A 23363-nucleotide genomic window follows, 5' to 3' on the forward strand; every position below is an offset into this window, starting at 1 on the left:
AAATAATATTATATGAATCTTTCAAAAAAACTTTTTCTAGGTCTTGGTCTTAGTGCCGGATTCATGGGATTTTCCCAGGATTTGAGTAATATCAGACCCGTTCTTACCGGAGCGCCTTTCCTAAGAATTGCACCAGATGCCCGCTCAGGAGGTATGGGTGATCAGGGTGTTGCCACTTCATCAGATGCATTTTCTCAGTTCTGGAATGCCGCAAAATATCCATTCAGCAGAACAAATTCTGCGGTGGGCTTCAGTTATACTCCTTATATGAGTAAACTGACTAATGATGTATTTTTGGTATATGGGGCTTATCATAAATTTTTGGGTCAGGAAGAACGATCCACCATTTCTGCAAGTATCTATTATTTCAATATGGGCCAGGTTGATCTTACCCGGATTGTAGGAACCGAAGTGGTACAGGAAGGAATCGCAAAACCTAATGAGTTTGCAATCGATATCGCCTATGGTTTGAAACTTTTCGACACCTTTTCCATGGCAGTAACCGGAAGATTTTTACGTTCCGATCTTGCAGGAGGTTTCAATACAGATACTACACTGAAAGCTGCGAATTCTTTCGCGGTTGATATTTCCAGTTATTATACTACTCCGCGTTTTTCCAGTATCGGAGGGTACGACGGTCGTGTAAATGCTGGTTTGGCAATTCAGAATTTAGGTCCAAGGCTTGATTATACCGGAAATGATGATTCCAGATCTTATTTACCGACAATGGCAAGACTTGGAGCCGGATACGATATGTTTCTTGATGATGCAAACCGAATCAGTATAAGTGCAGAAGCTTCAAAACTTTTGGTACCAGGTTCTGAACTGGTTGGAGTTAATCCTATTACGAACGATCCTATTTACGCCGTTCCGAATGTAGGTGTACTCGAAGGAATCGGAAAATCATTGAAAAACGAAAAAAGCGTAATGTTCAGCGGAGGGCTTGAATATTCTTATGATAATGCTTTCTCTGTACGTACCGGTTATTTCCATGAAAGCGAAGAGCAGGGAGCAAGACAGTTTGCCACTGCCGGGATTGGTTTAAAATACAACGCTTTCGCACTTGATGTTTCTTACCTCATTAATACCTCTAAAATCAACTCAGCTCTGGACAATACATTAAGATTTGGACTGACTTGGACTATTGGAGAAGAAACTTCAAATGTTGATTATTAAAATTCACAGTCATGATAACAGAAACCTCACTTGTGAGGTTTTTTTTATGCAGATTCAAATTTGATGATTAAAAAATCTAATTTTTACCGGTTTTTTCTTTTCTATCCTTAATTTTGCATGATGAATTACCGCTCAGAACTAAAAAAATACATGACCAGCCAGTATATCTATTCCGCGGTGCGGATCACGCTGGCTATCGTAGTTCCGAGTGTTATTCTTGCCTATTTCGGGGTGTTGAAGGAATATGTCCTTTTCCCGCTGGGAACGAGTCTGATTGGATTTACCGATCAGCCGGGACCATTTATTCGCCGGAGAAATTCTTTACTTTTCGCAGTCATCTGTTTCTTTTTTGTAGCGCTCGTGGCGACTTTAATCAAAGATTTTCCCTTGCTGATTTATACAGAGATTATTTTTTTCGGAATGTTTTTTTCCCTCATCGGGATTTACGGGCAGCGCTTGGCCGCCGTTGGTTCCCTTTCCTTGGTAGTTCTGGGGATTTTTATCAACGGACACTTAACCGGAGCCGATATTTTTCTGAGTTTAATCACATTTCTGGCAGGCTGCTTCTGGTTTTTTATCGTTTTCCTTATCGTTACTAAAATCCAACCCTATAAGCTCGCCGGACAGATGATCGGAGAAAACTATCTTGATCTTGCAGATTATCTTCTCATTAAAGCAAAGTTTTATGAAAAAGATGCTGATATCGACGCACTTTTCTCGCAGGTAATTTCGCAACAGATCAAGATCAAAAACCTTCAGGAAGAAACCCGGGAAACCGTTTTCAAAACCCGGACGATCGTTAATGAATCCACGACTGAAAGCCGGCTTCTGATGCTGATGTTTCTGAATTCAATCGACCTGCACGAAAAACTAATGACCTCGGAAAGTGATTATAAAAAGGTGCAGCAGCGTTTTGGTGACACCGGTTTCCTGCTGTCGGTGAGTAAGTACCTGTCGCTCATTGCCGGAGAACTCACTTCCATCGGAATTGCAATGCAGGCAAATGCAAAAGCCAAACCTCTCAGAAACATCGACGAAGAACTTCAGCAGCTTTTTGAAGAATATTTTGATCTCCGGAACCAAAAATTATCTGCCGACAATCTTGAAGATTTTATGATTCTAAGGCAGATCATGGTAAGAATCGCCGATATCAGCGAAGAAATAAACGCCATTTACCGTATATTTTCCCAGGATGAAAAACTGGCAAAAAGCCTTTCAACCGGATTGGATATTAAAAATTTTACGCCAAATCAGGAGAAGCTCAATTTAAAAGTTCTAAGAAATAATTTATCCTTGGCATCATCCCACTTCCGGCATGCCATCCGAATTACCTCTGCCTTGCTCATAGGATATTTTATTTCTAAACTGGAGTTTCTGGGTCTCGGACATTCTTATTGGATCCTCATTACCATTATCGCGATTATGCGGCCGGCTTATTCCACCACCAAAGACCGGAATCTGCTCAGGCTTTACGGCACTCTTGTGGGCGCCGTTTCGGCGTATATTATTTTATTTTTTATTAAAGACAGCACTCTTCTTTTTACTATTTTGCTTATCAGCATGATTCTGTGTTTCAGCATGCTGAAGTGGAAGTATTTCTGGGCGGTGCTTTTCATGACCATTTATGTTTTTCTCACGTTCAACCTTCTTACGCCGGGAAACATCAATGTGATCTTTAAGGACAGAATTCTGGATACTGCGATCGGGGGATTGGTGGCTTTCGCCGTTTCATATTTTGTACTTCCGGTCTGGGAACATACGCAGAACCTTCAGCTCATGCAGAAAGCGGCGAAAAGCAATCTGGAATATTTTCAGGTCGTGATGGATTCCTTTAAAAAAGAAAACAACGATCCGAATTTCTACAAACTCAAACGCAAAAATGCCATTATTAATCTGGCAAATCTCTCAGATAATTTCCAGCGGATGATCTCGGATCCAAAAAACCAGCAGAAAAAACTTGAAACCGTGCACCAGTTTGTAAACACTTCGCATCTGATCACGGCCTATACCGCTTCGCTCTCGCAGTTTTCGAAAACCAGAAACGAGTATCCAGAAATTGATTTTGAAACATGGAACCGTAAAATTTCAGCTGAAATCATAAAAATTATTTCCCTTCTAAGCACAGAAGGTTCTCAGCACGACGTAACTCCTGAAAAAACAATCACACCAGAAGATGCGGTGGAAATTTTACTCGAAAACAGAAAAAAGGAAATAGAAGAACATGAAATTTCGAACCGCCGTGACCCCGCCCGAATCACCCATTTAACAGAGCTCAGCAATATCCGCACCCTGCTCCACCTGATCGATGATGTTTCGAAAGAACAGATTAAGATTCTGGAAAAACTCCCGCCACAGATCAGTCAACAATCGTAAAACAGTACTGGTCGAAAAATTCAACCCGGGCTTTGTAATCATCGGAGAAATGATCATCATGAACACGGCATTCCAACCGGTTAAGGTGTTTAAAACTGAACGGTTTTACTTCGTAATGCTTTTTCAGGGACCAATAGTTGGAATGGTGAATTTTGTACAGACTTTCCTTCATGCTCCAGATCACCGTGAGGTATTCTTCCTCTTTATCAGCCGGAATAAATTCCGTTTCTTCCGGCAGAATAAATTTGTCTTTGAGACGCAGGATTTTCGGATTGAATTTTTCAATATCGATCCCGACTTTATGCGGGGAAAGTGCCAAAGCGGCATAAGGAAACGAATGCGTAATGGAAATTTCAGCATCTTTCGTTGAAAGATAAGGCTCCCGCTCATTATAGAGAATTTTGGCTTCGGGTTTCAGCGTTTTCAGGATTTTCCTCACCATCAAAGCCTCGAGTAATTTCTGAGGATGATAATCTTTCACTTTTTGGCGGTTTTCGGGCTCCAGAAGTTCGTCGGCATTCAGTTCTTCATTTTCGTCATACTTCCAGACAAGAATTGTGGCATTATGGTCGGAAAAATCACGGTAGAGCGGCATATTTTGCGGTCAGGAAATTAGTTTGTAAATTTGCGAACATTATTAATTTTGTTGATATAGGTCCTATTTATGGGGTTTTGCTTACGTCCCTACTTTCTTTAGTACAACATACGTACAACATCAATCATTAAGTCTTTCAGTGCGCTTTTCTTCACCCCTTTGCATTCCTACAAATGTACAGTATTGTTATGAATGGACAAACAGCAGCAAAATAAGATATTTGCCCAAAGTCCGGCATTGTTTGTAAGCTCGTTACACACATTTTTTATTGAACCCAATTTCAATTTAGGCCCATCCTTTACGTCGGTATTTGTTATACTGTAAGCTAGAGAATAAAATAACACTTCTTCTTTCTATTGCATTGATTTACATTGATATGTGTATTGTTTTTTACATGATAATGAATGAAATTTGTAATCGTCTAGACAACAGTGTATTACTTAATTTCTAACTTAAAAATTTTATTATCATGGCAAAACATAGAGGTCTCATGAAATACGTCGGCACATTGGGCGACGTGAGACATTTTAAGATCAAAGGCCAGCAGGGGTTTTATGCCGGAATGGTGGGTGGACCCACTGCAGAGCAGATCAAGTCGGCACCGGAGTTCGAGAGAACCCGGGAGAAAATGAATGAGTTCGGCGGGTGCGCCATTTCTGGGAAAGCAGTTCGCACCGCGCTGTCTCAGCTTATGGGCAAATTCACCGATACAAAAGTTACAGAAAGACTGACTTCGATTATGAAGAAGATCAACTTGAAAGACGGTACTAAGGCACATGGATACCGGAAGGTTGAGATCTCAACGCAAAGAAACTACCTGAAAGGTTTTGAGTTTAATAAAAAGCAATCGACTTTATAAAAAAGTTCTCATTTAAAATTTGACCATCTAAGCTTTGTTGAGGCTATTATTTCGGGTGGTGCTAAGGGTGCAGATATCCTTGCTGCACGCTATGCGAGGGAAATCGGGTGACCAATGATCGTTTATAAACCTGATTACAAAAGAAATGGGCGGGGCGCTGCATTAATCTGGAACACCGAAATCATTGAGAATTCTGATGTGGTTTATGCCTTTTGGGACGGAAGATCCAACGGCACCCGAGACGCTATTAACAAAGCACAAAACATGGGGAAAGTACTTTATATCCTTAAATACAATCAGTTTGAGGAATAAAAAAGGAATGCGGATGCATTCCTTTCACATATCTATGCGAGACTTTCTATTTCGTTATCTACCATTTTTTTACGTCTTTAAAAGACATCATCATCATTCAAATAGTGTAATTATTCATTGAAATGGTTAAGTTTTCACAGCTTAAACGTTATACGGGATTACTTCTGAATCCGTTAAAAGAGTTCAGACGCTGACACTGATGGAATTCCAGACAGATACTTCAAACTCCCGTTTGGCTGAATTCCCCGCTCTACAAATTCCCCGCTCTACAAAAAAACGGCTAATCATTCAGAAATCAAGACATTTTCCAGTTAGTGCTCCGATGGTAATTTGTACTTGTATTTATGATTTTTTTTACTGGAGCATGGATTGGAGCATAAAGATGTGGCAGATGGTATTCACTTATCATTGCCATAATGTTGCTCGGTGTGGGAAGTGGGGATTTTATCCTTCAATATTCAGTTGGTAATGGGTGCTTCGGCCTCTGGATCCTGATTTCAGAAGAATGCCCTTTTCTACTAAATCGGTGATGTCGCGCAGCGCGGTATCGGAAGAGCTTTTGGTGAGTCCTGCATATTTGGAAGTGGTAAGATTTCCTTCAAAACCATCCAACAGTCTGTTGATGACTAAATGCTGACGATCATTGGTGATTTTGGGGCTGTTTTTTATGAGGAAGTCATGTTTTTTAATGACCCTGCTGATGATTCCGTCTGAATTTACGATGGCTTCTTTGAGAGCAAAAAAATAAGGTAACGCTGAAAGACATTAAGATTATTACCCCCTACAATAACAATGTGTTTGAGCTGAAGAAACGATTGTCCCATTATGAAATTGGAACTGTTGACAAATTCCAGGGGCAGGAGGCGCCCATCATTATCTACAGTATGGCCAGTTCTACACCGGAGGATGCACCGAGAGGTATGGATTTTCTATACAGCCCAAACCGATTTAATGTTGCAGTGTCGAGGGCGAGAGCCTTATTTATTCTAGTGGGGAGTCCGAGACTATTTGAACCGGATTGTCATTCGCCTAACCAAATGAAACTTGCGAATCCCTTTTGCAGATACCTTGAAATGGCAACGCAGAAAAATTAAATAACAAAGTATTTTTAACTACCTTATCACAAAAAGGAGGATAATGCTACGGGTTATTTTGTAAAACCATCTCTCACCATTTAAATGCTACGAGATAGACAAAGGCAATTATAACAACTGCAATAATAATTTGTTGAATAATACTCATCTTGTTTTCAGCAACAGGTATTTGTGGACGAAAAGCCTCAATTGGGTTGATAGAAATTTTCTTTTTTCTGGCAATAGTTTTGGGTGACAGAGGTTTACTTACAACTGTTTCAAAACCTTGAAAAGATTCCCCAGTCTGTAACCAGGAAATTTTGCTTGGGATTATATTTTTGACGCCTGGTGTGTTATTTATAATTTTCAGATTAGCGGATTTGGGGTTTGCGATATTTTTCATTCGAATAATCCACATTCCTGAGCATTCAAAAGATCTGTCCAATGTAACCACTATGACGTAGTCGGCAGTTTTGCCTACTAAATTGTTTAATCTTCTTACTTCTGAAATCCGGCGATCACTTTCATATACCCATCTTGTCTTGATCTCGAACGTCAATCCATTGGGATGTCGCGCATCTATGCCTTTCTCGGTTTGATTTTCACTGATTAGTAAACCTAATTTTTTACATGCATAAAATTCCCCTATATCACCGACTATTCTACGGCTTCTTATAATACCATTTACATGGAGTGCAGTGAATGAGTTTGCAAAGTCTGTAAGTGCCTTTTGGAATTTTAAAGGAATTTTAACTTTATCAATAGACTCAAACTTTGAAACATTTGCCTTTGTAATTCTAAAAACAGATACTGGGATTTCCGAAACAGGTATCACCAGCATTTGCAGAAGCTTATAATGTGTATCAAGATATACGACAACCAGTTTATCAAATAAATCTGGCTGTAAGTTTGAGATTGTATGACTGAAGTTACTTGCGGAAATTACTTTTGATTTGATCTGATACCTTTCACCATTTGCTGCAACACCATCTACTGCCTTATTTGACCGGCCGGACTTCGTGAGTTTGAAATGCTGACAGGCTATGAATTCCCCGATCTCGCCGGTAAAACTATCCGTGGCAGTAATCCCCAGATCAAACAATGCATCATTCTTAGCTGCAAAGTCTTTTAAGAGTTGAAATTGCTTTTTTGTGTACAATTATTTAAGCTTAAAACTTTATCATTTTAAAATCTTCTTCCGACAGTCTAATCAATTCTAATTTATTAGATGATTTATCAAATTTGTAGAGGTACCACTCAAATGCTTTCCTCTGCGTTTTTGTCATCCCACTTATGGCCAAAGTTGTTTCATAATTTTGAATACCGGTTACCAATACTGTTCTAATTTTCGACTTTGAATTCTCGCGTTTTAACAAACCTGTATATCTAAACACCTGTTCTACCGCAGATTTACCCCCGCCGAAATTCTTTAATTCCAAAACAACCACTTCACGCTTACTGTTTCACCCCGAAAATCCGGCCTATCTTTTGAACCATTCGGACTGTATTGTCGCTCAACAGATTTTATATCCAGTTTCTTATAGAGTTTTTTATCGTCAAAAAAGTCTTCCAGTTGTTTTTCGGACGAGAATAAATCACCCAGCTGTTTTACCGGAAACGAAGAAATTCTAATAACAGATTCGAATTTAAGGTCCATAGAATATGCAGGTTGAGCAAATAATCCACGTAATCTTAATTCGTCATTTATTTTCGTGATATTTTGAACACTTCTTTTGGTATATACAAAATTTCTGACGAGGGTTTTTACTTTGATCGACTTTGATCCATTCCTGACAATTTCCTTGTTTAAATTGTCGAAAAATAATTCCAGTTTTTCATGCTGTGTTTTTCTGAGTTGCATATTAAAATTTGTATCTACCGTCAGTCAAAAATTTATACTTGATTGAATCTAGTTTTTTGTCCCTGTTTAGTCTTGTTGCTTCATCGAGAATTTTTAAGACATTGCTATAATCCAAATAATTATAGCCCATTTTTCCCAGTTTTTTTCCTTTGGGTAAATATCCTTTTAATGAGCATATATCATCTGTTATGTGCAAAGGGGTGGTAAAGGCTATAATATTTTCAGGTATTGCCCTAACATTCCCAAAGTCGTATACATGGTAGTTATCTTCATCAGCATTCCTTACAAAATGACCTATATCAGGAAATGCATAACATCCTACGATATAATTTTTATTTAAATGATAATTGAAACTTTTTAGAAACACTATTTCAACATATTTGGATTCTTCTAAAGCAGGTAATGTATTGAATTGTGGGGTATATGCAATGTAGGTCCCGTTTTCTTCTAAAGCATATTTCTTATGACCGAAGTTAAGATCTTCATGCATCCAACCATTTTCCTTCATATAATCAAAATTAGATTTTGCGATGTCCTCGGTGGTTGCCTGGTTTTGCCAACCATTGCTGTTCCAACTCATAGATGCAAGTATGCCTACATTTTTTGCCATATTTATTTAGATGTGAATCAACTAGTAATTAATTTAAAATTGTCCGATCATGACATCGGTTTTATCATACTTTCAAAAATAGCTATTTCTTCTTCTGAGAGGCGATACTTTATGTAAAGTTGCTGATTTATTTCTTGAGTAAGTATACCTCTCATTATTTTCCATCTTCAATATCGATATAAGATTAAAACCTTCCCCGGTTTTTTTAATCTGGATAAGTAAGATGCTTCAATCTGAGATATTTCTTTTATCACTTATTATGTGGTTTAATTTAGATTCAAAATAATGGGCTTAAATGCCTGTTCAAACTTTGGTAAATTATTGATTAAGAACACTTTCATCTGCTCCCATGTTGATTTGTCATATAGACTAACATTATCCAACTCATATTTAATCCTGCTCATCTTAGAGTCTGTTAATTCTTCCCATTCCAAGTGATCACCAAAAGCAGTTTCGATGGACTCTTTATTTGCTAAGAGCTTCTTAAAATATCTTTTATTTACTTCTTTACTAGATCCGGAAATCGTTAGCTCTATTCTTGCATATTTCTGGGTAATTACGAAAGTATAAGATATCCCACTGATTCCGGCCCCACAACTTAACCAACTGTCTTTGCCCGCACTGACATCCGAGAATAGTGATGTGTTATTTATTAAAGGCAGAAGCTGTTTCCAGAATTCCCGTCTTAAATATGGGCCATTCTGTAAATTTTCGCTCTGTGCTTCCGTGTATTTTATCAATAGATCATCTTCCAATTCAAACAATTTGAGCAACTTCTTGAGCACGCTAAATTTGGAATTACTATCAATGTTCGACTCTATATAATAGCTGTTTTTGAGAGGCTGAGGCGCTCTGAAATCTGCTGTATCGTGGGTAATTTTTATGATGTCTGAGGCTCCCAGTAAGAGTTGTGCGTTTCTATCGTACAATTTGTCTATAACATAGAAATACATCTGGGCAATGGCTTCTTCCTCAACCCTGGTATTCTCAAAGATAAAATACTCTAATTTTTTGTGCGTTGGTGACTCGGCATCAAAAATATTCTGTTCATCTGTATTTTCAGAAACCGGCAGAGTAACGTTTGGATATTCCCAGATTTTCAAAAAACGATTATAAATAAGGTCAAAACGCGAATCATAATTTGCTACATTCCACTGATCAATTTTTTTTAGATAATCATTCAGCCAAAGTCTGCTGTAATTGTAACCCTGTTCGCCTTCATTCCTGTTCATCATTTTTTTATCTGCAAAAGATCTATTACTCAAGGCACCATTATTTCCAGACAAAGTCAGATTGGCAATCGTGTTCAAATATTTTTCTTTAAACATAAAATAGTCATCGGGCGTAATGCTTTTTTCCCAATCCTCATTTGGTGTTTGCGGAAATATATGCTCAATGGTTATGTTTTCATTTGCGGTATTTACATGCTCTTTATTATTAAAGTTTTCCAACAGCTCAAACATATAATTCCTGTTCTTAGACTGTATGTTGTACAAATCTTTATCTTTCAGCGCAGTTTTCAAGTCCTCATCCGTAGGTAGTTTACCTGTTCCTTTTTTCTTAACCAAAGCTATGGCAAGAGATTCCACATAATTTTCGGAGTCCACTTCTGAGTATAGTGCCATAAAGATTTTGTTTAGCGCACTGGTTGGTAATCCTACCACAAACCTTCTCCAAGTGTAGGTCTGAATGAGTTTTAGAATGGCAATAAGTTCCTGATTGGTGATTAAACCATTTTCTTTGTCCTCAAATACCTGAAGAAGAAATGGAAACACTACATTAATTTCCAGTCGGGAAATATATTCTAATTCGCGCCTAACGTTGAAATCCGCAACTGTAGAAGGATTGATAAACTTTTTGTAGTGAACAGAAAGTGACTTAATATTTTCCAGTTCCTGTAAGTATGCTTCATCCTTTTGTCCGTAAAGCTTTTTAAACTCCAAATAGACACTATTTTTATTTGGAATTTTTTTATTCTTTAGGGTCAAATAATCCCTGATGTAATCTGAGACCACAGATTTTTGCTTAACGATATCTTTTGCATTTTCTTCTATGGGACTCCAAATTTGCTCAAATATCTTATTTTGATTTTTAGGATCCAGATCCATCAAAATATAGTTTCTGATAAGATCTGATTGGGATAAATCCAAACCTGTACTGTTTAAACTTTCAAAAATCCGTTGGGGATCATCCTTACCTCTTTCCAGCGAAATCTCGACGAAAATAAGTCGTCTGAGCCCTTGTAATATTGTTTGGAAATTCTCCTCTGTAATGATGCTTTTAAAATAGGAGTAATTTTCTATGACATTTGAATAATGATCGTATTCGTTTTCTGTACCATTCATAATGGCTTTAAATGCGAGGGAATTGGTATCAGTCTGTTTTAGTTTCAGTTTGCTGGATTCATGCTGCACATATTGATTGGTCAAAAACATATTGAACAACATATCTGCTTCGTTTTTCAATCCATTGTCTTTCGCGAACCGGTAAAGTGCAACGTAAATAATATTGATGGTCGTTAGCCGCTGTTGACCGTCGATAATCACCAATTCTTTAACTTCACTAGTGCTGTAAGTACCTTCGTGAATAAAAACAATGCTTCCTATAAAATGTGTACCGCGATCCTGTTCTTCTACTGAGATAATGTCATTGATTAATTCTCTGCATTCATTGTTGGACCAGTCATAATTCCGTTGATAAACCGGAATTACAAACTGTACGTTAGGGGCTTGTAAGAAATTAATGATCGGTAGTTCGTTGGCTTTCATAGATATTTTCTGACATTATTTTTTTTGGTTACATACTCTGCAGATATAATATTGCATATATGGTCTGGAATTTTTATTAACAATAATAGAGGGTAGACCTGCAGCTGATTTAATTGATTTATTAGTTGGGAGATCTTCGGCGACCTAAAATAAATAAGATTATAAGGTCTTTTAAACTTTGAACTAATGCTCCTTTTTTTGGTATACATTACAATCCTAACGGATCCATAGCGGGTTGTGTACACCATCTAAACAAATTATAATTGGATCTTTTTTAGCAGTACTTTCAAACTTCCTAATTTCCGAGGTGCTCTTTCGGCGTTTTCCGGAGATTAATCGGCCAAAGATGTGGTTAGTAATCAATCATTATATTAAGTGCCTTACTTTTATTTTCTTGAACTTTTTACCGATGCCGATCATTATGGCTTCGTTATTTTTGACTATGAGTTCTCCTTTACCTAAACCAGCAATGGCCTGCTTAATGTCCTGCAATTCTGCAGCATTTGCGCCGTACATATCCTTCAGAACTCCGTCGTTTATCGTTTGCTGTTTCATTATTAAGGGGTATTGTGCATTAGCGTAGAAGTCGAAGTGCTTCGATTTAAAATGCTCCATGTTCTGGGTGGCAAGCACCACGCTCATTCCTTTATTACGACCCACGGCGATAAGATTCCTAAGGGGCTTATTATCAAAATCCAGCATGTAGTGGGCTTCATCTATTATTGTGAAATGACGTAGCTGCACTTTCTCCCCATCGTTGGCCTGTTGAGAAAGATTTTCGTAGATAGAATTCAGTTTGGAAACAATAAAGTAAACTATTGCTTTACCTATTGCTCCCTGGCTTGCATACTTATCCATTTTAATAATAAAACTACTTTTTACCAGGTCTGCTTTGTCCTCGTTGAGGAAAAGGTTTGACCTTATTAACTGGTTCAAAACGGATTTCACACTATCTACTTTTTCTTTTTCATTGGTAGGCTGAAGATCCGTATAAGCATCCAATATAAGTTCAAAAGATATAGGATGGCCTTTAGTTGCCGCATAGGCATCAATGATCGCCTCGGACAATCTGTTGCTCATATTTGCACTGATCGTTGCTCTATCGATTGCGCACAGTGCATTTGCCATTTCCGTAGAATAAATATTTATTTCGTTCTGGTTTGCATTGACAAAATTTTTAAATGGCGTAAAAGGTAATGGTCCTTCAATGGGATCCAGAATAGCAGCACGATCTACGGCAAAGTGATTCAGCCAGCTGTTATTGGCAATGTCTGAGAATTCACCCTTGTAATCAAAAAATAAAAAGTTCACCGGATAATTTGTTTCCACCGACAAAGAGCGAATTTCATTCATCAACACGGCCAACAGGTTTGATTTTCCTGAGCCGGTGGTTCCGGCAATTAATATCTGGGTGTTGGTAATTGCGGAACTGTTCATGTCCAGGAATGCCGGAATTTCATCGTGGTATTCCCCAATATTTAAATTCAGGTGAGGGATTCCGTTGTTCTGTGTGGATGAACTGCCTGTAAAACTGAGCCATTCCAATAATTGCTCACCCTGAAGCAGCGCTTCTGCGCCCATCAAAATTTCGTGACATATCACCTTACTTCTTGTAATACTGTCTTCCCAATTCACGTCTAAGTGACTGTACCGGTAATGCAGCAGTGTATTTAAATAATTCGATAAGTTATGAACTGTAAATAAGGTGGGATGGATACTGTTGCTGGTCATGACAAGATTTGTAAAATCTTTGGTTCGCGCTTCCTTTAATGCCAAGCCTGCCAGTAAAGAAATCCGCATGTATTTAGCATTTCCTTTGACAGCAAAAGGTTTTTGCTCAAATTCATATTTGTCCAAGTTAAGTATCTGTTCAAATTTTGTGCGCAGCTGATCCATTTTGGGAGCTACTGCCTCAGCAATACGTAAATTCGTTTGTAAAGTCAACATAAATATCAATAATTAAGCATTAAAATAACCGACCCGCACATTGGTGTACTGATTTTCTTTGTCCCGTTCCAAGGTGTATTTCTTCGAAATAAATTCTTCAATCTTCAAGAGATCTTTATCAGTCCTAATTTCACTATCCGTACTCAGCAATATGGTCTGATGAGACAACATCGGGAAATAATTTTCCAATAATGAGGCTCTGCTTTCTTCGTCCAAATAACCCATCACCGTATCAATCATCACCGGAGGGTTATAATCACCAAATTGGTGTAATGCCTTTAGCAACACCTGTACGATAATCTGTTTCGAAGCAGCATTCAGTTCTTCGAGATAAATTTCGTTTCCTGATTTATGGTATATTTTAAAGGTCAGATCATTCAACTTTTCTGAAAGTTCCACTTTACCGACCTGATTGCTGTATGCCACCAAAGTAGCATTGAGATCCTCTTTCATTGTTTCTTCAATACGATTTTTCTTTGCTTTCAATAAGGCATTGGAAATCTGATCAAACACAGGTTCAATTTTTTTAAGGATTTCAAGTTTGGGATTTGGAATTTCCTCTTCGGAAATATCATACCGGTTGATTTCGGTATTTATACGAACTACCTCGCCTTCCAAGCTGCTGATACTAGCTTTTAGGTCGTTAAGGATGCTTTCATTGTTTTCGTACGCATCAATTACAGCGCTTTCATCATTGGAAGTGTGGCTTTTTGCTTCGGCTAAATCAGCCTTTAATATAGGGAGCTGTTTTAATTCTTTCTGTAAGATTTCTTTGGTATGGTATATAAATTTGAAATTATTTATTGATGTTTGGTTTAGCAACAACCTGATGCTGTTCAGTTCTTCATTAGAAAAGAAACCGAAATCATTTGCTGATTCCTCTTTTTTCAGATCTGTTCTTATGTAATCGGTAATTTCCGATGCCAACTGTTCAGGAGCTACATCACAATATTTCTTTTCTATGAAAAACCGGTTAATCCGGTCATTAATGTAATTAAGCTGAAGTGCAGTAAAATTGTCATTACTTCCCATCACTTCGGTTTTACTCAAGATGAGTTCCAATTCTTCTCTGATGGTATCAACCAATTTGGGCACAAAAGCCTGTAATTCCACTTCCTCGGCATATTTGTTCACCCAGTGCAGGTATTCCAGCTCTTTATCTTTCAGTTCAGCGATTCTATTTTCTAAAATGTTTATCTGGTCCTTGTATTCCTGCTGTAAATTTTTGCCCTCTTTGGCTTTTTTATAAAAATCTTTTTTATCTATAGAATATCCCAGTTTTATTTGCTGCTCTTCCTTCAGTAATTTTATTTTTGCTTCTACATCAGACTTCGTATCCAATAGTTTTTGATACGCAATGCGTTCGGACTGTATTTCTATTGTATCCGCAATATACCTTTCTTTCAGTTTATGCGCTGCTTCGCCAAGATGCAAGTATTTATTGAATCCCATTACGTTCTCAATATTTTCTTTAATAACCCGAGAGAGATAATCCTCTTTCAGCAGGTCACCGGATTCCATCGCATCAAATAAGAAATATTTGCTTAGTTCTTTCGGAAGGTTTGCCTTGATGATTTTATTGACCTCTGCTTCCATTTTGTTCCTTTGGGAGAAAGGCATTGCCGAGCCATAAGTAAAAATGTCCCCATTAAAATTAAGAGATACCGATTCCACCGGGTTTTTTTGGGTATTGAGGGCATATACTCTCTTAATCTTGTAGAGGAAGTCCTGTGATAAAACTTTTCCCTTAAAATCAATTTCCAATTCTATTTTAATATCATCAGTAAACGGTACTGAAGCGGTGATAAGTCTTTTGAAATGAGCTGCGTCCTTAATTTCCAGACCGTATAAGGCAGCGTAAATAGCCTGGAACAGGGTTGTTTTTCCCCCGCCGTTTTGGCCGCCGATGAGTACAATCGGCTGATCGGGGTTTACCGATAAATCCAGATCCAGTTCTTTATAGGTCTTGTAATTTTTAGCTGCAATTTTTGTGATGAGCATTTTATAGATTTTTATTTGTTAGCTAGTGCCTTTTCCAAAAGCGTTTGAAGGGACTTTGAACTTATATCTTCATTTTTCATTTTTAACTCGTGGTATTCTTTGAGTATGGCATCTTTGAACCACTCGAAGTCAATGTCATTATCTTTACAAATATTCTCTATAATTGCCATATCTTCATTCCTAATACCGGAATGCATAAACATCGCATCTAATCCTTTATTCATCTCTTTCGTTTTTGTTATTTGATTGTGTTCTATCCTGCTATACAATGTAACATGATATCGCAGATATGTTAGTTTTTTTTAGTTTTTGTAACACGAATTGTGGAACATGTTATCGTTTTTCAATTTTTGTGACATGATCTCGATATCATAATTGTCTAAATATTATAAGTCATTCAGATTATTGTGATCTATTATAATTTCTGACTCATATCCGTGAAACCAGTGGTGTTTTCTATATATGCATTTTCCTGCAGATCGAATTCCGAGAAATAGAATTTCCAGATTCCAGCCATTTCCACCGGAATTAAGACTCCACCAAAATATTGATCGCCATTAGTTGTGATCCACTTTCGCAGACCATTGTGTTTGTTAGCATCATCAATATCTGATTTTAATGATTTGGTATCAAATAATCCGATGCGACCGTCCTTTGTTCTTATTATAAAATCTACGTAAAACAGTCTTGGGGTCCCGGAAACATCAACGTAATCTACTGCAAAATGTTCGCGACCGCTGTCTCCATTCTTATACCAATAATTCAACTTATCTGCATTGGCAACTAAAAACTGCTTAAACAGTTTTTCGGGATTAGAAGCGCCGTTCTGTTCATAAAACGGGCTCAACGCATGACTTTCAATATCTTCTCTGCTGTGTTTTTCACTGTAGTAGCGTTCGGCAGGAATTGACCAATCGGAGTATTCCACCCTTCGTCTCTCGTTTCCGACGGCCTGTTGCCAGGCATCAAATTTTTCCAGAGCTACCTTGATATCATCTAATATAATTGCCCTGTTCTGTGGGAAGAGGTAAATTTTTCGGGCATCAAATTCAAAAGACTGCAAATAATACTCAGCAAAATTGATGAGTGTTTCCCTCATTTTGCGCCAGGACTTTTCTTTGATCAAGCGTGTGATGCTGTCGTAGCAAAACCGGTCGAAATACTGCCTGAATTCTTCATGGGTAATGGCAAATTCCTTACGGTTGCCCGTGTTGAGCTGAATGGCATCTACCTGATAGGGGTCGACTTTTATATCGGAAGGAATTTTTATCTGGTGGTCATCGGTTTCAAATACCCAGCCTTTTTCCAACATCTTCCGGGTATTATCCTCTTTTATTTTCAGAACGTCTTCATCATCCTCAGGGCGTGGCGTAAACAGGTCAATGTCCGGAAGTTGCTTAATACCGTACTTGTTCTCCATATAGCTGAAAAATATGGACTGAAATCTGGAGGTTAAGGTGGCACTTGTTTTACGGTCATTGATCATTTGTGCAGATGGCATTACCGGAAAATCCCACCCTTTATCCGATTGTCTAACGGCCAAAAGTTTATCGAAATAATCAGAATCTGAAGGCACCAATTTAATCTGGTTGGTTTGTATATTGGTGAATACATAGCCGTGGTTCAGGTCATCGTGAAGGTAATGTCTCCTGTGCGGCATGCGTAAAATGCGGCCGACGGTCTGGATTCCAAAATCCTCAGAGCGGACATTACGGTAACTCACCAAGATGGAGGCCCGCGGACAATCCCAACCCTGTGCGATGGCCTGTTTAAAGATCAAGACATCCTGCAAACCGTTCAGGTCTTCCAGATCATCTTTATTTTTTTCGCCGGATAACCACACCGCTAAACGACCGTTATTTAAAGTAATGTTATAATCTGAAGCCAGGATTCCTTCGAGCGTCTCCCGAATGCTTTTGTCTTCATCGGACAAAGTGACGGAATCTGATGGAAGCTGAATAAGCAATAAAGGATTTACGATGCCTTCCCCTAATTCTTCATCGTACAGTTTCTGAAGTTCTGCCTTTTTTTCAAACGCTTTCCTGAGGAGATGAATGTGCACATTATCGCTCTTTTGCTGAGCAGGATCCAATCCCATGTTCAGGCGTACTGATTTTTTAATCAATTCCTGTTCAATCACTTCGCTGCGCTGCACAACGACATTGCGGTCCGGGATATGAGCTGGCGTCGCGGTGATCAATATTTCTACATCTGCCGCAATAAGGCTGCGAACCGCTTTCGCCTGGGCTCCCGTAAAAGCACTTAAGTGCGCCTCGTCAATCACCAGAATAATCTTGGTATCATTGTTCCGGATATTTTCAATCAGCGATTCCAGATTGGTGTTGGTTTCGTTTTCTTTACGCCAGATGTTGGTGGCGCTGCTCAGGCTGCTCCAGTTCGCAAAAAGCAAATCGCCCGGATTTAAGACCGGATTAGCAGAAAGTTCGCTCAGGTTGATGCAATTTAACCGGCGGGACTCTTCATACAAGGTATGTAGTGAATCGTAACTCTGTATGTGCAGGGTATTGGGCGCGAACCAAATGAAGGCGATGTTGTTATCGAGACCGGGGTGTAGGTGCGCCTGATCTACAATACGCTCTATTAACGCTGCCGCCATAACGGTTTTGCCGGAGCCTGTAGGCGCTTTTAATAAAATGGGAGTTTGTGCGAAGGGACTTTCCAACGCCGCGATTACATGATCCTGCAACTGGCCGACTGCTTTTTCCTGAAATTCTAATAGGGTGTACATTAATTATCCTGGTTTTGGGTGGAGGCAGCTGCCTGATTCTGACTTAGTTTTAAAGTTCGGAAAGTTGCACGATAGGCATTGTAAATACTGTCCGGGAGCGGTACCGTTTCTATCTTATCCTGTACCGCAAAGAAATCATCTTCGATGGAATCTTTTTCCGGGCTGAAGGCATAAATCTTTACTTTCTCGGTTGTTTCCAATCCTTGAATTACTTCCGTCAGTTTTTCAACTACTGCTTCCATATTCCGGGAATGGTAGATGACGACCATGTAACTGCCCAGAAGGTCGGTAAACAGTTGCGCCTGTTTGGGGTTGATTCCAAAATCTGCAGTAATACAGTGGTAGCAGTTTTCTTTAATGCAAAGCAGTTCTGTGGAGCGTGCGGTGAGCTGACGGCGGTTCACCTCGGTGCGTGCGCTTGGGATAAAATCTGACTGATAATATCGTAAGTTATTGTTCATAAGACCTTCTACCTTATCGCCTTTTGCGCTGGTATAACCCTGTATAACGCGTTTGTTGCGTTCGTAGGTTACCTCTTCGGCAATATTGTTTTCGTTGTTGGTTACCAAAATGCACTGGCGGTTGCCGCCATTTTCCGCATTGAGCGCCATGGTAGCGTGTAAAGTGGTGCCGGACCCAGCGAAAAAATCGAGAACTAAAGATTTTTGATCAAATAAATTTAAAATGTATTTTAACAATTCAATCGGCTTGACAAATGAAATAGGCTCTTCGCCTGAGAAAATTTCCTTTATAAGGGAGGAGCCTTGTTTTGTTGTTGCTATACTTCGTAAAACAGAACTTGGATTTATAGTGCTTTTTTGTTTTCTGCTATAAATCTTTCCATTATTTCTAAAATAAAACTCCAAAACCCGTTGCCCTTTACTGTCAAATGTTTCTAACCCTTCAAAGAAGCTTTTCATTTGTTTTTTTTGAGTCCAGCCAGCCCTTAATATCACATCTTCTTTTAATATCCCATTTTCAGAAATCATTTTTCCCTCAACTAAGGTAAGCGTTTCTGTGCCTCCCCAAGATTCCGTTAATTCAAATCCAGACGGTGCATCAAATCTAGTTCCTGCAGGAAATTTAAATTCTGAAGCTGGATTTTTAATTCCAATTTTTTTAACAGCTCTGTCGTCAATTATCCCCTCACCACCTTCAAAATTTTTGACCAAATCTCGATTTTTGGTATAGGCAAGAATATATTCATGTGATCGTGTAAAATGACCTGCAGAGGTTCCGGTCCCTAAGTCCCATACTATTGAGGCAAGGTGGTTTGTATTTTTAGTGCCTTTATTCGTATTAAAAATCTCGTCACATAACATTTTTAATTGTGCTTGTTCGTTGTCATCAATTGAGATAAAAATAACACCTTTCTCCGATAGTAATTTTTTCGCTATGCGTAAACGCTTATTCATAAATGATAACCATTTACTATGACGAAAAGAATCTTCTAAATCAACATATTTATCATTATATTTAAATTCTTTCTCCTTCCCCGTATTATAAGGAGGATCAATGTAGATTACATCAATTTTTCCTTCGTGGGTGTAGGTTAGCGCAGTAAGGGCATGAAGGTTATCGCCTTCAATAAGGATATGGTTGGGCGCAGTTTTGTCTTCTGAAATGATAGCACGTTCCTTAACCTCCTTAAAAACCGGCAGCATGCTGCGCAGCTGTTCTTCTACATCTTCGGGTTTGTTTTCCCAGACCAGACCGTATTTCTTTTTGGTGTTGACTAAATCGATCAAATACGCTTTTTCTTCGCGTGAGATGTCCTGTATCTTGTTGATTTTTTTTATTAAATCCTGTTTGTTCATATTTTATGTCCGTCACTAAAGACTGGATTTTTCGTTTAATTTAGCTTCTAGGCTGTTGCGTTTTAGTTATAATAATTTTTAAAAGTATCTGCCGGATCCGGAAGTGACCATTTACCGACGACAAAGTCAATAATTTTATGGGTACGCTCTATGACATGTTCTGTCTTCCAGGAAGGATAATTCCGCAGTTCCTTTTCAGATTCATAGACGGTATAGCCTTTTTCGATCGCATTTTGTATCCGCGTTTTGTGTTCCTCAAACGGCTTAGGCGCATGTGAGTTGTTAGACATGTATAGATTTCCCAGCGCATAGGTGTACTTTCTTTTCTTCGCCTGACCCCAGCGGTTAATGTCAGAGTAAAAAGCTCTTGTAGAGGGGTTTTGATCGTCAGGAAAAATCAGGTTAACGGCCACTTCGCGGTGAACGGGTTCACCGGACAAATGTTCGTCGTACTCTTTTAACAGAAAATGAATACCGTCCCAATTGGCAAAATCCTGTCCCATGGTAATATTCCGAAGTACAGTGTCCCAATTGAAATGACCCACTCTAACATTAAGAATGGTGCTGATTAATGCAGGTATGCTGGCGGCATCTCCGGCATTATAGAATTTATTGATCTCCCTGAATATTACTTCCTGGTTGAAATTGGTTTTGTTACCGTAAAACAGAAAGCACATGATATTATGACGTTCTGCTGCCCATAACAACTCTTCAATTGATCGGAGATTTTCCTGTTCTTCGAGAGACAGTTCTTGGTCTTCCACTTTTGGCGGTAGAAGCTTAACCAAAACTGCAAGTATCAGGTTGAGCATATAGCGGCCATAACCATAAGGAAAACTATGAAGCCGCAGCAGAGATCTTTGTATTGAGGGCGTGTAATGATAATTAAAATCGTCATCCGAATCCACTTCGTAAGGATTGTTAATAAAATACCATAACACGACCGAATGACGCATGCATGTTAACCACTTTCGGAGTGTATCCGGCATCATATACCGGTTATTATTAATATTCAACAGATTAAAGTCATTTTCGAAAAGATTTTTCTGGTATGCTTTGAATTCCTTTGCAACCATACTGTCGTTTGAAAAATAGAGAAGCCAAAATGCTTTCAGGAAAGCGTCGTCATCCATTACTTTCTTAGGAGCAGGATTCCTACCGAGCCATTTATAAATCTGCAGCCATGTTTTATTGATGGTTATTCTTCGGGATGCAATTTGATTAGCGCCAAAAGCCTGCTTAGACAGCAGGTATAAGGCACGGTTCTTAAAACGTTCCAATCCGGACAACTGCATGCCTCTAAAGTTCAGGGTTTCGAACACCATTGAGATGTCCAGGTTGGTACCGGCAGCTTCGCTGAGATTCAATACTGAAAACAGAAGTCTTTCCGTGATTTTGGTCATCAAATCCCGAACATTATTCTGCCCATAATCCTCCAGCTTTTCCTGGAAGAATTTTTTTGCAAAATCGAGATTGTGGGTGTATAGCGTTTCTGTTTTCTCAGGATCGTAAGAACTGTCTTCAAAAATGTTATGAATCAAATAATTATGAGAAGGCACATCAACATGATAACCGAAAAGGTATTTGTTGCCCTCCTCATATCTGAAAAAGTATTTTCTCGAAATCTGCAACTTTTCAGCGGCATGCCGTAGTTTTTCATTGAGTTGGGAAAGCAGTATGAGTATGGTGGTTAACCTCTGCTGTCCATCCACTAAATTATATGCCTTGAAATCTTCATCATTTAACCGCACTATTTTTTCATGAAGGTCAATAGCATTTTCAAATCCTTCTCTGGCAAGGTTTGCAAAATCGTCGTCTGAAAAATCATTAATGGTTAGGATACCGGTAAAGTGGTAGGCGTTATTACCAAGATGAATGTTTGTAAGATCTGCCCAGAGATCTTCGAGTTGCGGTTCCTCCCAAGAGTAACCCCTCTGGTAATCGGGAATGCGGAATATTTTATTGGAAAAGATCTCTTTAAAAGGTAAAATTTCAGGCATCTATGTTTTTGGTATTACTTATAATTTATTATTCACTCCATAAATAAATATATTTACTTGCATATCCGCTGAATTATTTACACTTCTCTCAACGTGATGAAAGTTTTTTATCATACACTGTAAATATAGTAAATGCAATTGAAAGTAAAAAAGGGAATCCGTAAAGGAAGTAAGTAAAATCCAGCAAAAAAAATTGTATATTCTATTTGGTATCCCTTCACTTAAAGCAATTAGAAGACTGAAAATTAGGGGTGTTTTTTTTAGAAAAGAAATATGTCATCATCTTCCCCATCAATGGGTAACTCTTCATTTTGTTTCAGCGAGTTTTCCTCAGGAATCAAGACAAAATAATTATGGAGTATTACAGCAATATTCTGTAGATACCAGTGTTCGGGAAGGTTGATTTTGACGCCTCTATCCGCGAAATAACCCTGTCTGAAATCTGTTTCATAGTCAAAGCCGTATTTGCTATAAGGAAAATGGTGGTCACATCTGATCAGCCAGTCCTGGATGATCTCCCGGGTAATAACGGGAAAGGCAATGAATTCCTTCCAATATTCCAGGGCAAGATCAGACTTTTTGAGGCTCTGTACAAGGGGTTCCAGAATCCAGAGATAGCCGGAGATTTCGTTTTTATACCGGTATGTTTTGTCGGCGAAAATATCTGCAACGGTGTGCAGGTGGCCATAGGTGTTGATCCAGGGAATATAGAAATTTTTTGATAGAATTCCTTCAGTTTCAATTTCCATTTCCAATGCTTTTACCGCACGGTCACATTCATTCTTTTCCCGAATATTAAATTCTGTAGGAAGGTAATCTACTTTGTCATCATCATAAAAGTAAATACCAGCCCATTCTTCTGTGATTTCCCTGTCAAAAGTTTTGAAACTGCTGCATTTATAAATTGTCTACATAATCATCTTCAGATTCTTCGAAAACCATACTCATGAAACTTTCCCCGTCCGAATTCACAAATGAAAATCCTTTTTTACCCTTGCTGCAATTGGTGCACATTCCTTGAACCGCTTTAAAGTCTGTTTTGTAATTACGATCGTTCCGAAGATCATCAAAGTATGATTTGAGCTCTGCCACAAAAGTTTCCTTGTGGACATCCTGATAAGACTGCCCATCATTCAGCAGGACGTCGAGCATGTCTAAGTCGAGGTCTTCAAAAGCTTTTAGGATTAGTTGTTTTTTGTTCATTTTTGAAGCTAATATTGAG

At 38.6% G+C, this 23363-nt stretch carries 20 protein-coding genes; 5 read left to right on the forward strand and 15 right to left on the reverse strand.

Annotated features, from left to right (window positions below; genetic code table 11):
- The first annotated feature begins 12 nt into the window (after positions 1 to 12).
- Positions 13 to 1176 (forward strand): type IX secretion system outer membrane channel protein PorV, encoded by a 1164-nt coding sequence (porV, locus tag FUA25_RS11790; protein ID WP_147757125.1) that lies wholly within the window; start codon positions 13 to 15, stop codon positions 1174 to 1176.
- Between the two features lie 117 nt (positions 1177 to 1293).
- Positions 1294 to 3549 carry an FUSC family protein gene (locus tag FUA25_RS11795; protein WP_317130283.1) on the forward strand — a complete coding sequence of 752 codons (2256 nt, stop codon included), beginning with the start codon at positions 1294 to 1296 and terminating at the stop codon, positions 3547 to 3549.
- Here FUA25_RS11795 and FUA25_RS11800 read toward each other — a convergent pair.
- Positions 3533 to 4144: a 4'-phosphopantetheinyl transferase family protein gene (locus FUA25_RS11800; protein ID WP_147757126.1), complete on the reverse strand. Its 612-nt coding sequence runs from the start codon at positions 4142 to 4144 to the stop codon at positions 3533 to 3535. The two genes, FUA25_RS11795 and FUA25_RS11800, sit on opposite strands and share 17 nt — an antisense overlap.
- A 469-nt stretch (positions 4145 to 4613) precedes the next feature.
- Here FUA25_RS11800 and FUA25_RS11805 point away from each other — a divergent pair, with 469 nt between their 5' ends.
- Both FUA25_RS11805 and FUA25_RS11810 read left to right on the forward strand, forming a co-directional pair.
- Positions 4614 to 5003 carry a hypothetical protein gene (locus tag FUA25_RS11805; protein WP_228411701.1) on the forward strand — a complete coding sequence of 130 codons (390 nt, stop codon included), beginning with the start codon at positions 4614 to 4616 and terminating at the stop codon, positions 5001 to 5003.
- A gap of 114 nt (positions 5004 to 5117) precedes the next feature.
- Entirely contained in the window at positions 5118 to 5315 is a 198-nt protein-coding gene (locus FUA25_RS11810; RefSeq protein ID WP_147757127.1) for a hypothetical protein, read from the forward strand.
- A gap of 444 nt (positions 5316 to 5759) precedes the next feature.
- Here FUA25_RS11810 and FUA25_RS13280 read toward each other — a convergent pair whose 3' ends face one another.
- Entirely contained in the window at positions 5760 to 5927 is a 168-nt protein-coding gene (locus FUA25_RS13280) for a hypothetical protein (RefSeq protein ID WP_185146704.1), read from the reverse strand.
- Between the two features lie 143 nt (positions 5928 to 6070).
- Here FUA25_RS13280 and FUA25_RS11815 point away from each other — a divergent pair, with 143 nt between their 5' ends.
- Positions 6071 to 6409, forward strand: coding sequence for an AAA domain-containing protein (locus tag FUA25_RS11815; RefSeq protein WP_147757380.1), 339 nt, complete (start codon positions 6071 to 6073; stop codon positions 6407 to 6409).
- A 73-nt stretch (positions 6410 to 6482) separates the two neighbouring features.
- Here FUA25_RS11815 and FUA25_RS11820 read toward each other — a convergent pair whose 3' ends face one another.
- From FUA25_RS11820 to FUA25_RS11880, 13 genes are all read right to left on the reverse strand, one after another.
- A complete protein-coding gene (locus FUA25_RS11820; RefSeq protein WP_147757128.1) occupies positions 6483 to 7547 on the reverse strand; it encodes a DUF6998 domain-containing protein in 1065 nt (354 codons plus the stop codon).
- A 10-nt stretch (positions 7548 to 7557) separates the two neighbouring features.
- A complete protein-coding gene (locus FUA25_RS13490) occupies positions 7558 to 7836 on the reverse strand; it encodes an endonuclease NucS domain-containing protein (RefSeq protein WP_147757129.1) in 279 nt (92 codons plus the stop codon).
- Positions 7818 to 8249: a hypothetical protein gene (locus FUA25_RS11830; RefSeq protein WP_147757130.1), complete on the reverse strand. Its 432-nt coding sequence runs from the start codon at positions 8247 to 8249 to the stop codon at positions 7818 to 7820. Before FUA25_RS11830 ends, FUA25_RS13490 begins: the two co-directional genes overlap by 19 nt.
- 1 nt (position 8250) lies before the next feature.
- Positions 8251 to 8859 (reverse strand): hypothetical protein, encoded by a 609-nt coding sequence (locus FUA25_RS11835; protein ID WP_147757131.1) that lies wholly within the window; start codon positions 8857 to 8859, stop codon positions 8251 to 8253.
- Between the two features lie 266 nt (positions 8860 to 9125).
- Positions 9126 to 11627 carry a DUF4268 domain-containing protein gene (locus FUA25_RS11840; RefSeq protein ID WP_147757132.1) on the reverse strand — a complete coding sequence of 834 codons (2502 nt, stop codon included), beginning with the start codon at positions 11625 to 11627 and terminating at the stop codon, positions 9126 to 9128.
- 366 nt (positions 11628 to 11993) lie between these two features.
- Positions 11994 to 13574, reverse strand: a complete 1581-nt coding sequence (locus FUA25_RS11845) for an ATP-binding protein (RefSeq protein WP_228411702.1) — start codon at positions 13572 to 13574, stop codon at positions 11994 to 11996.
- A 12-nt stretch (positions 13575 to 13586) separates the two neighbouring features.
- Positions 13587 to 15575, reverse strand: a complete 1989-nt coding sequence (locus FUA25_RS11850; protein ID WP_147757133.1) for an AAA family ATPase — start codon at positions 15573 to 15575, stop codon at positions 13587 to 13589.
- 11 nt (positions 15576 to 15586) lie between these two features.
- Positions 15587 to 15799 (reverse strand): DNA modification system-associated small protein, encoded by a 213-nt coding sequence (locus tag FUA25_RS11855; RefSeq protein ID WP_147757134.1) that lies wholly within the window; start codon positions 15797 to 15799, stop codon positions 15587 to 15589.
- A gap of 191 nt (positions 15800 to 15990) precedes the next feature.
- Entirely contained in the window at positions 15991 to 18324 is a 2334-nt protein-coding gene (locus FUA25_RS11860; RefSeq protein ID WP_147757135.1) for a DEAD/DEAH box helicase, read from the reverse strand.
- Positions 18324 to 20141 carry a site-specific DNA-methyltransferase gene (locus FUA25_RS11865; RefSeq protein WP_147757136.1) on the reverse strand — a complete coding sequence of 606 codons (1818 nt, stop codon included), beginning with the start codon at positions 20139 to 20141 and terminating at the stop codon, positions 18324 to 18326. The genes FUA25_RS11860 and FUA25_RS11865 overlap by 1 nt, the downstream gene beginning before the upstream one ends.
- A 62-nt stretch (positions 20142 to 20203) precedes the next feature.
- Positions 20204 to 22141 carry a DUF262 domain-containing protein gene (locus FUA25_RS11870; protein WP_147757137.1) on the reverse strand — a complete coding sequence of 646 codons (1938 nt, stop codon included), beginning with the start codon at positions 22139 to 22141 and terminating at the stop codon, positions 20204 to 20206.
- Positions 22142 to 22401: 260 nt separating this feature from the next.
- On the reverse strand, positions 22402 to 22890 hold the full coding sequence (locus FUA25_RS11875) for a hypothetical protein (protein WP_147757138.1): 489 nt from the start codon (positions 22888 to 22890) through the stop codon (positions 22402 to 22404).
- Positions 22891 to 23038: 148 nt separating this feature from the next.
- Positions 23039 to 23344, reverse strand: coding sequence for a hypothetical protein (locus tag FUA25_RS11880; RefSeq protein ID WP_147757139.1), 306 nt, complete (start codon positions 23342 to 23344; stop codon positions 23039 to 23041).
- Positions 23345 to 23363 lie beyond the last annotated feature (19 nt).

This window comes from Chryseobacterium sp. (genome assembly GCF_008014695.1).
Taxonomy (GTDB): Bacteria; Bacteroidota; Bacteroidia; order Flavobacteriales; family Weeksellaceae; genus Kaistella.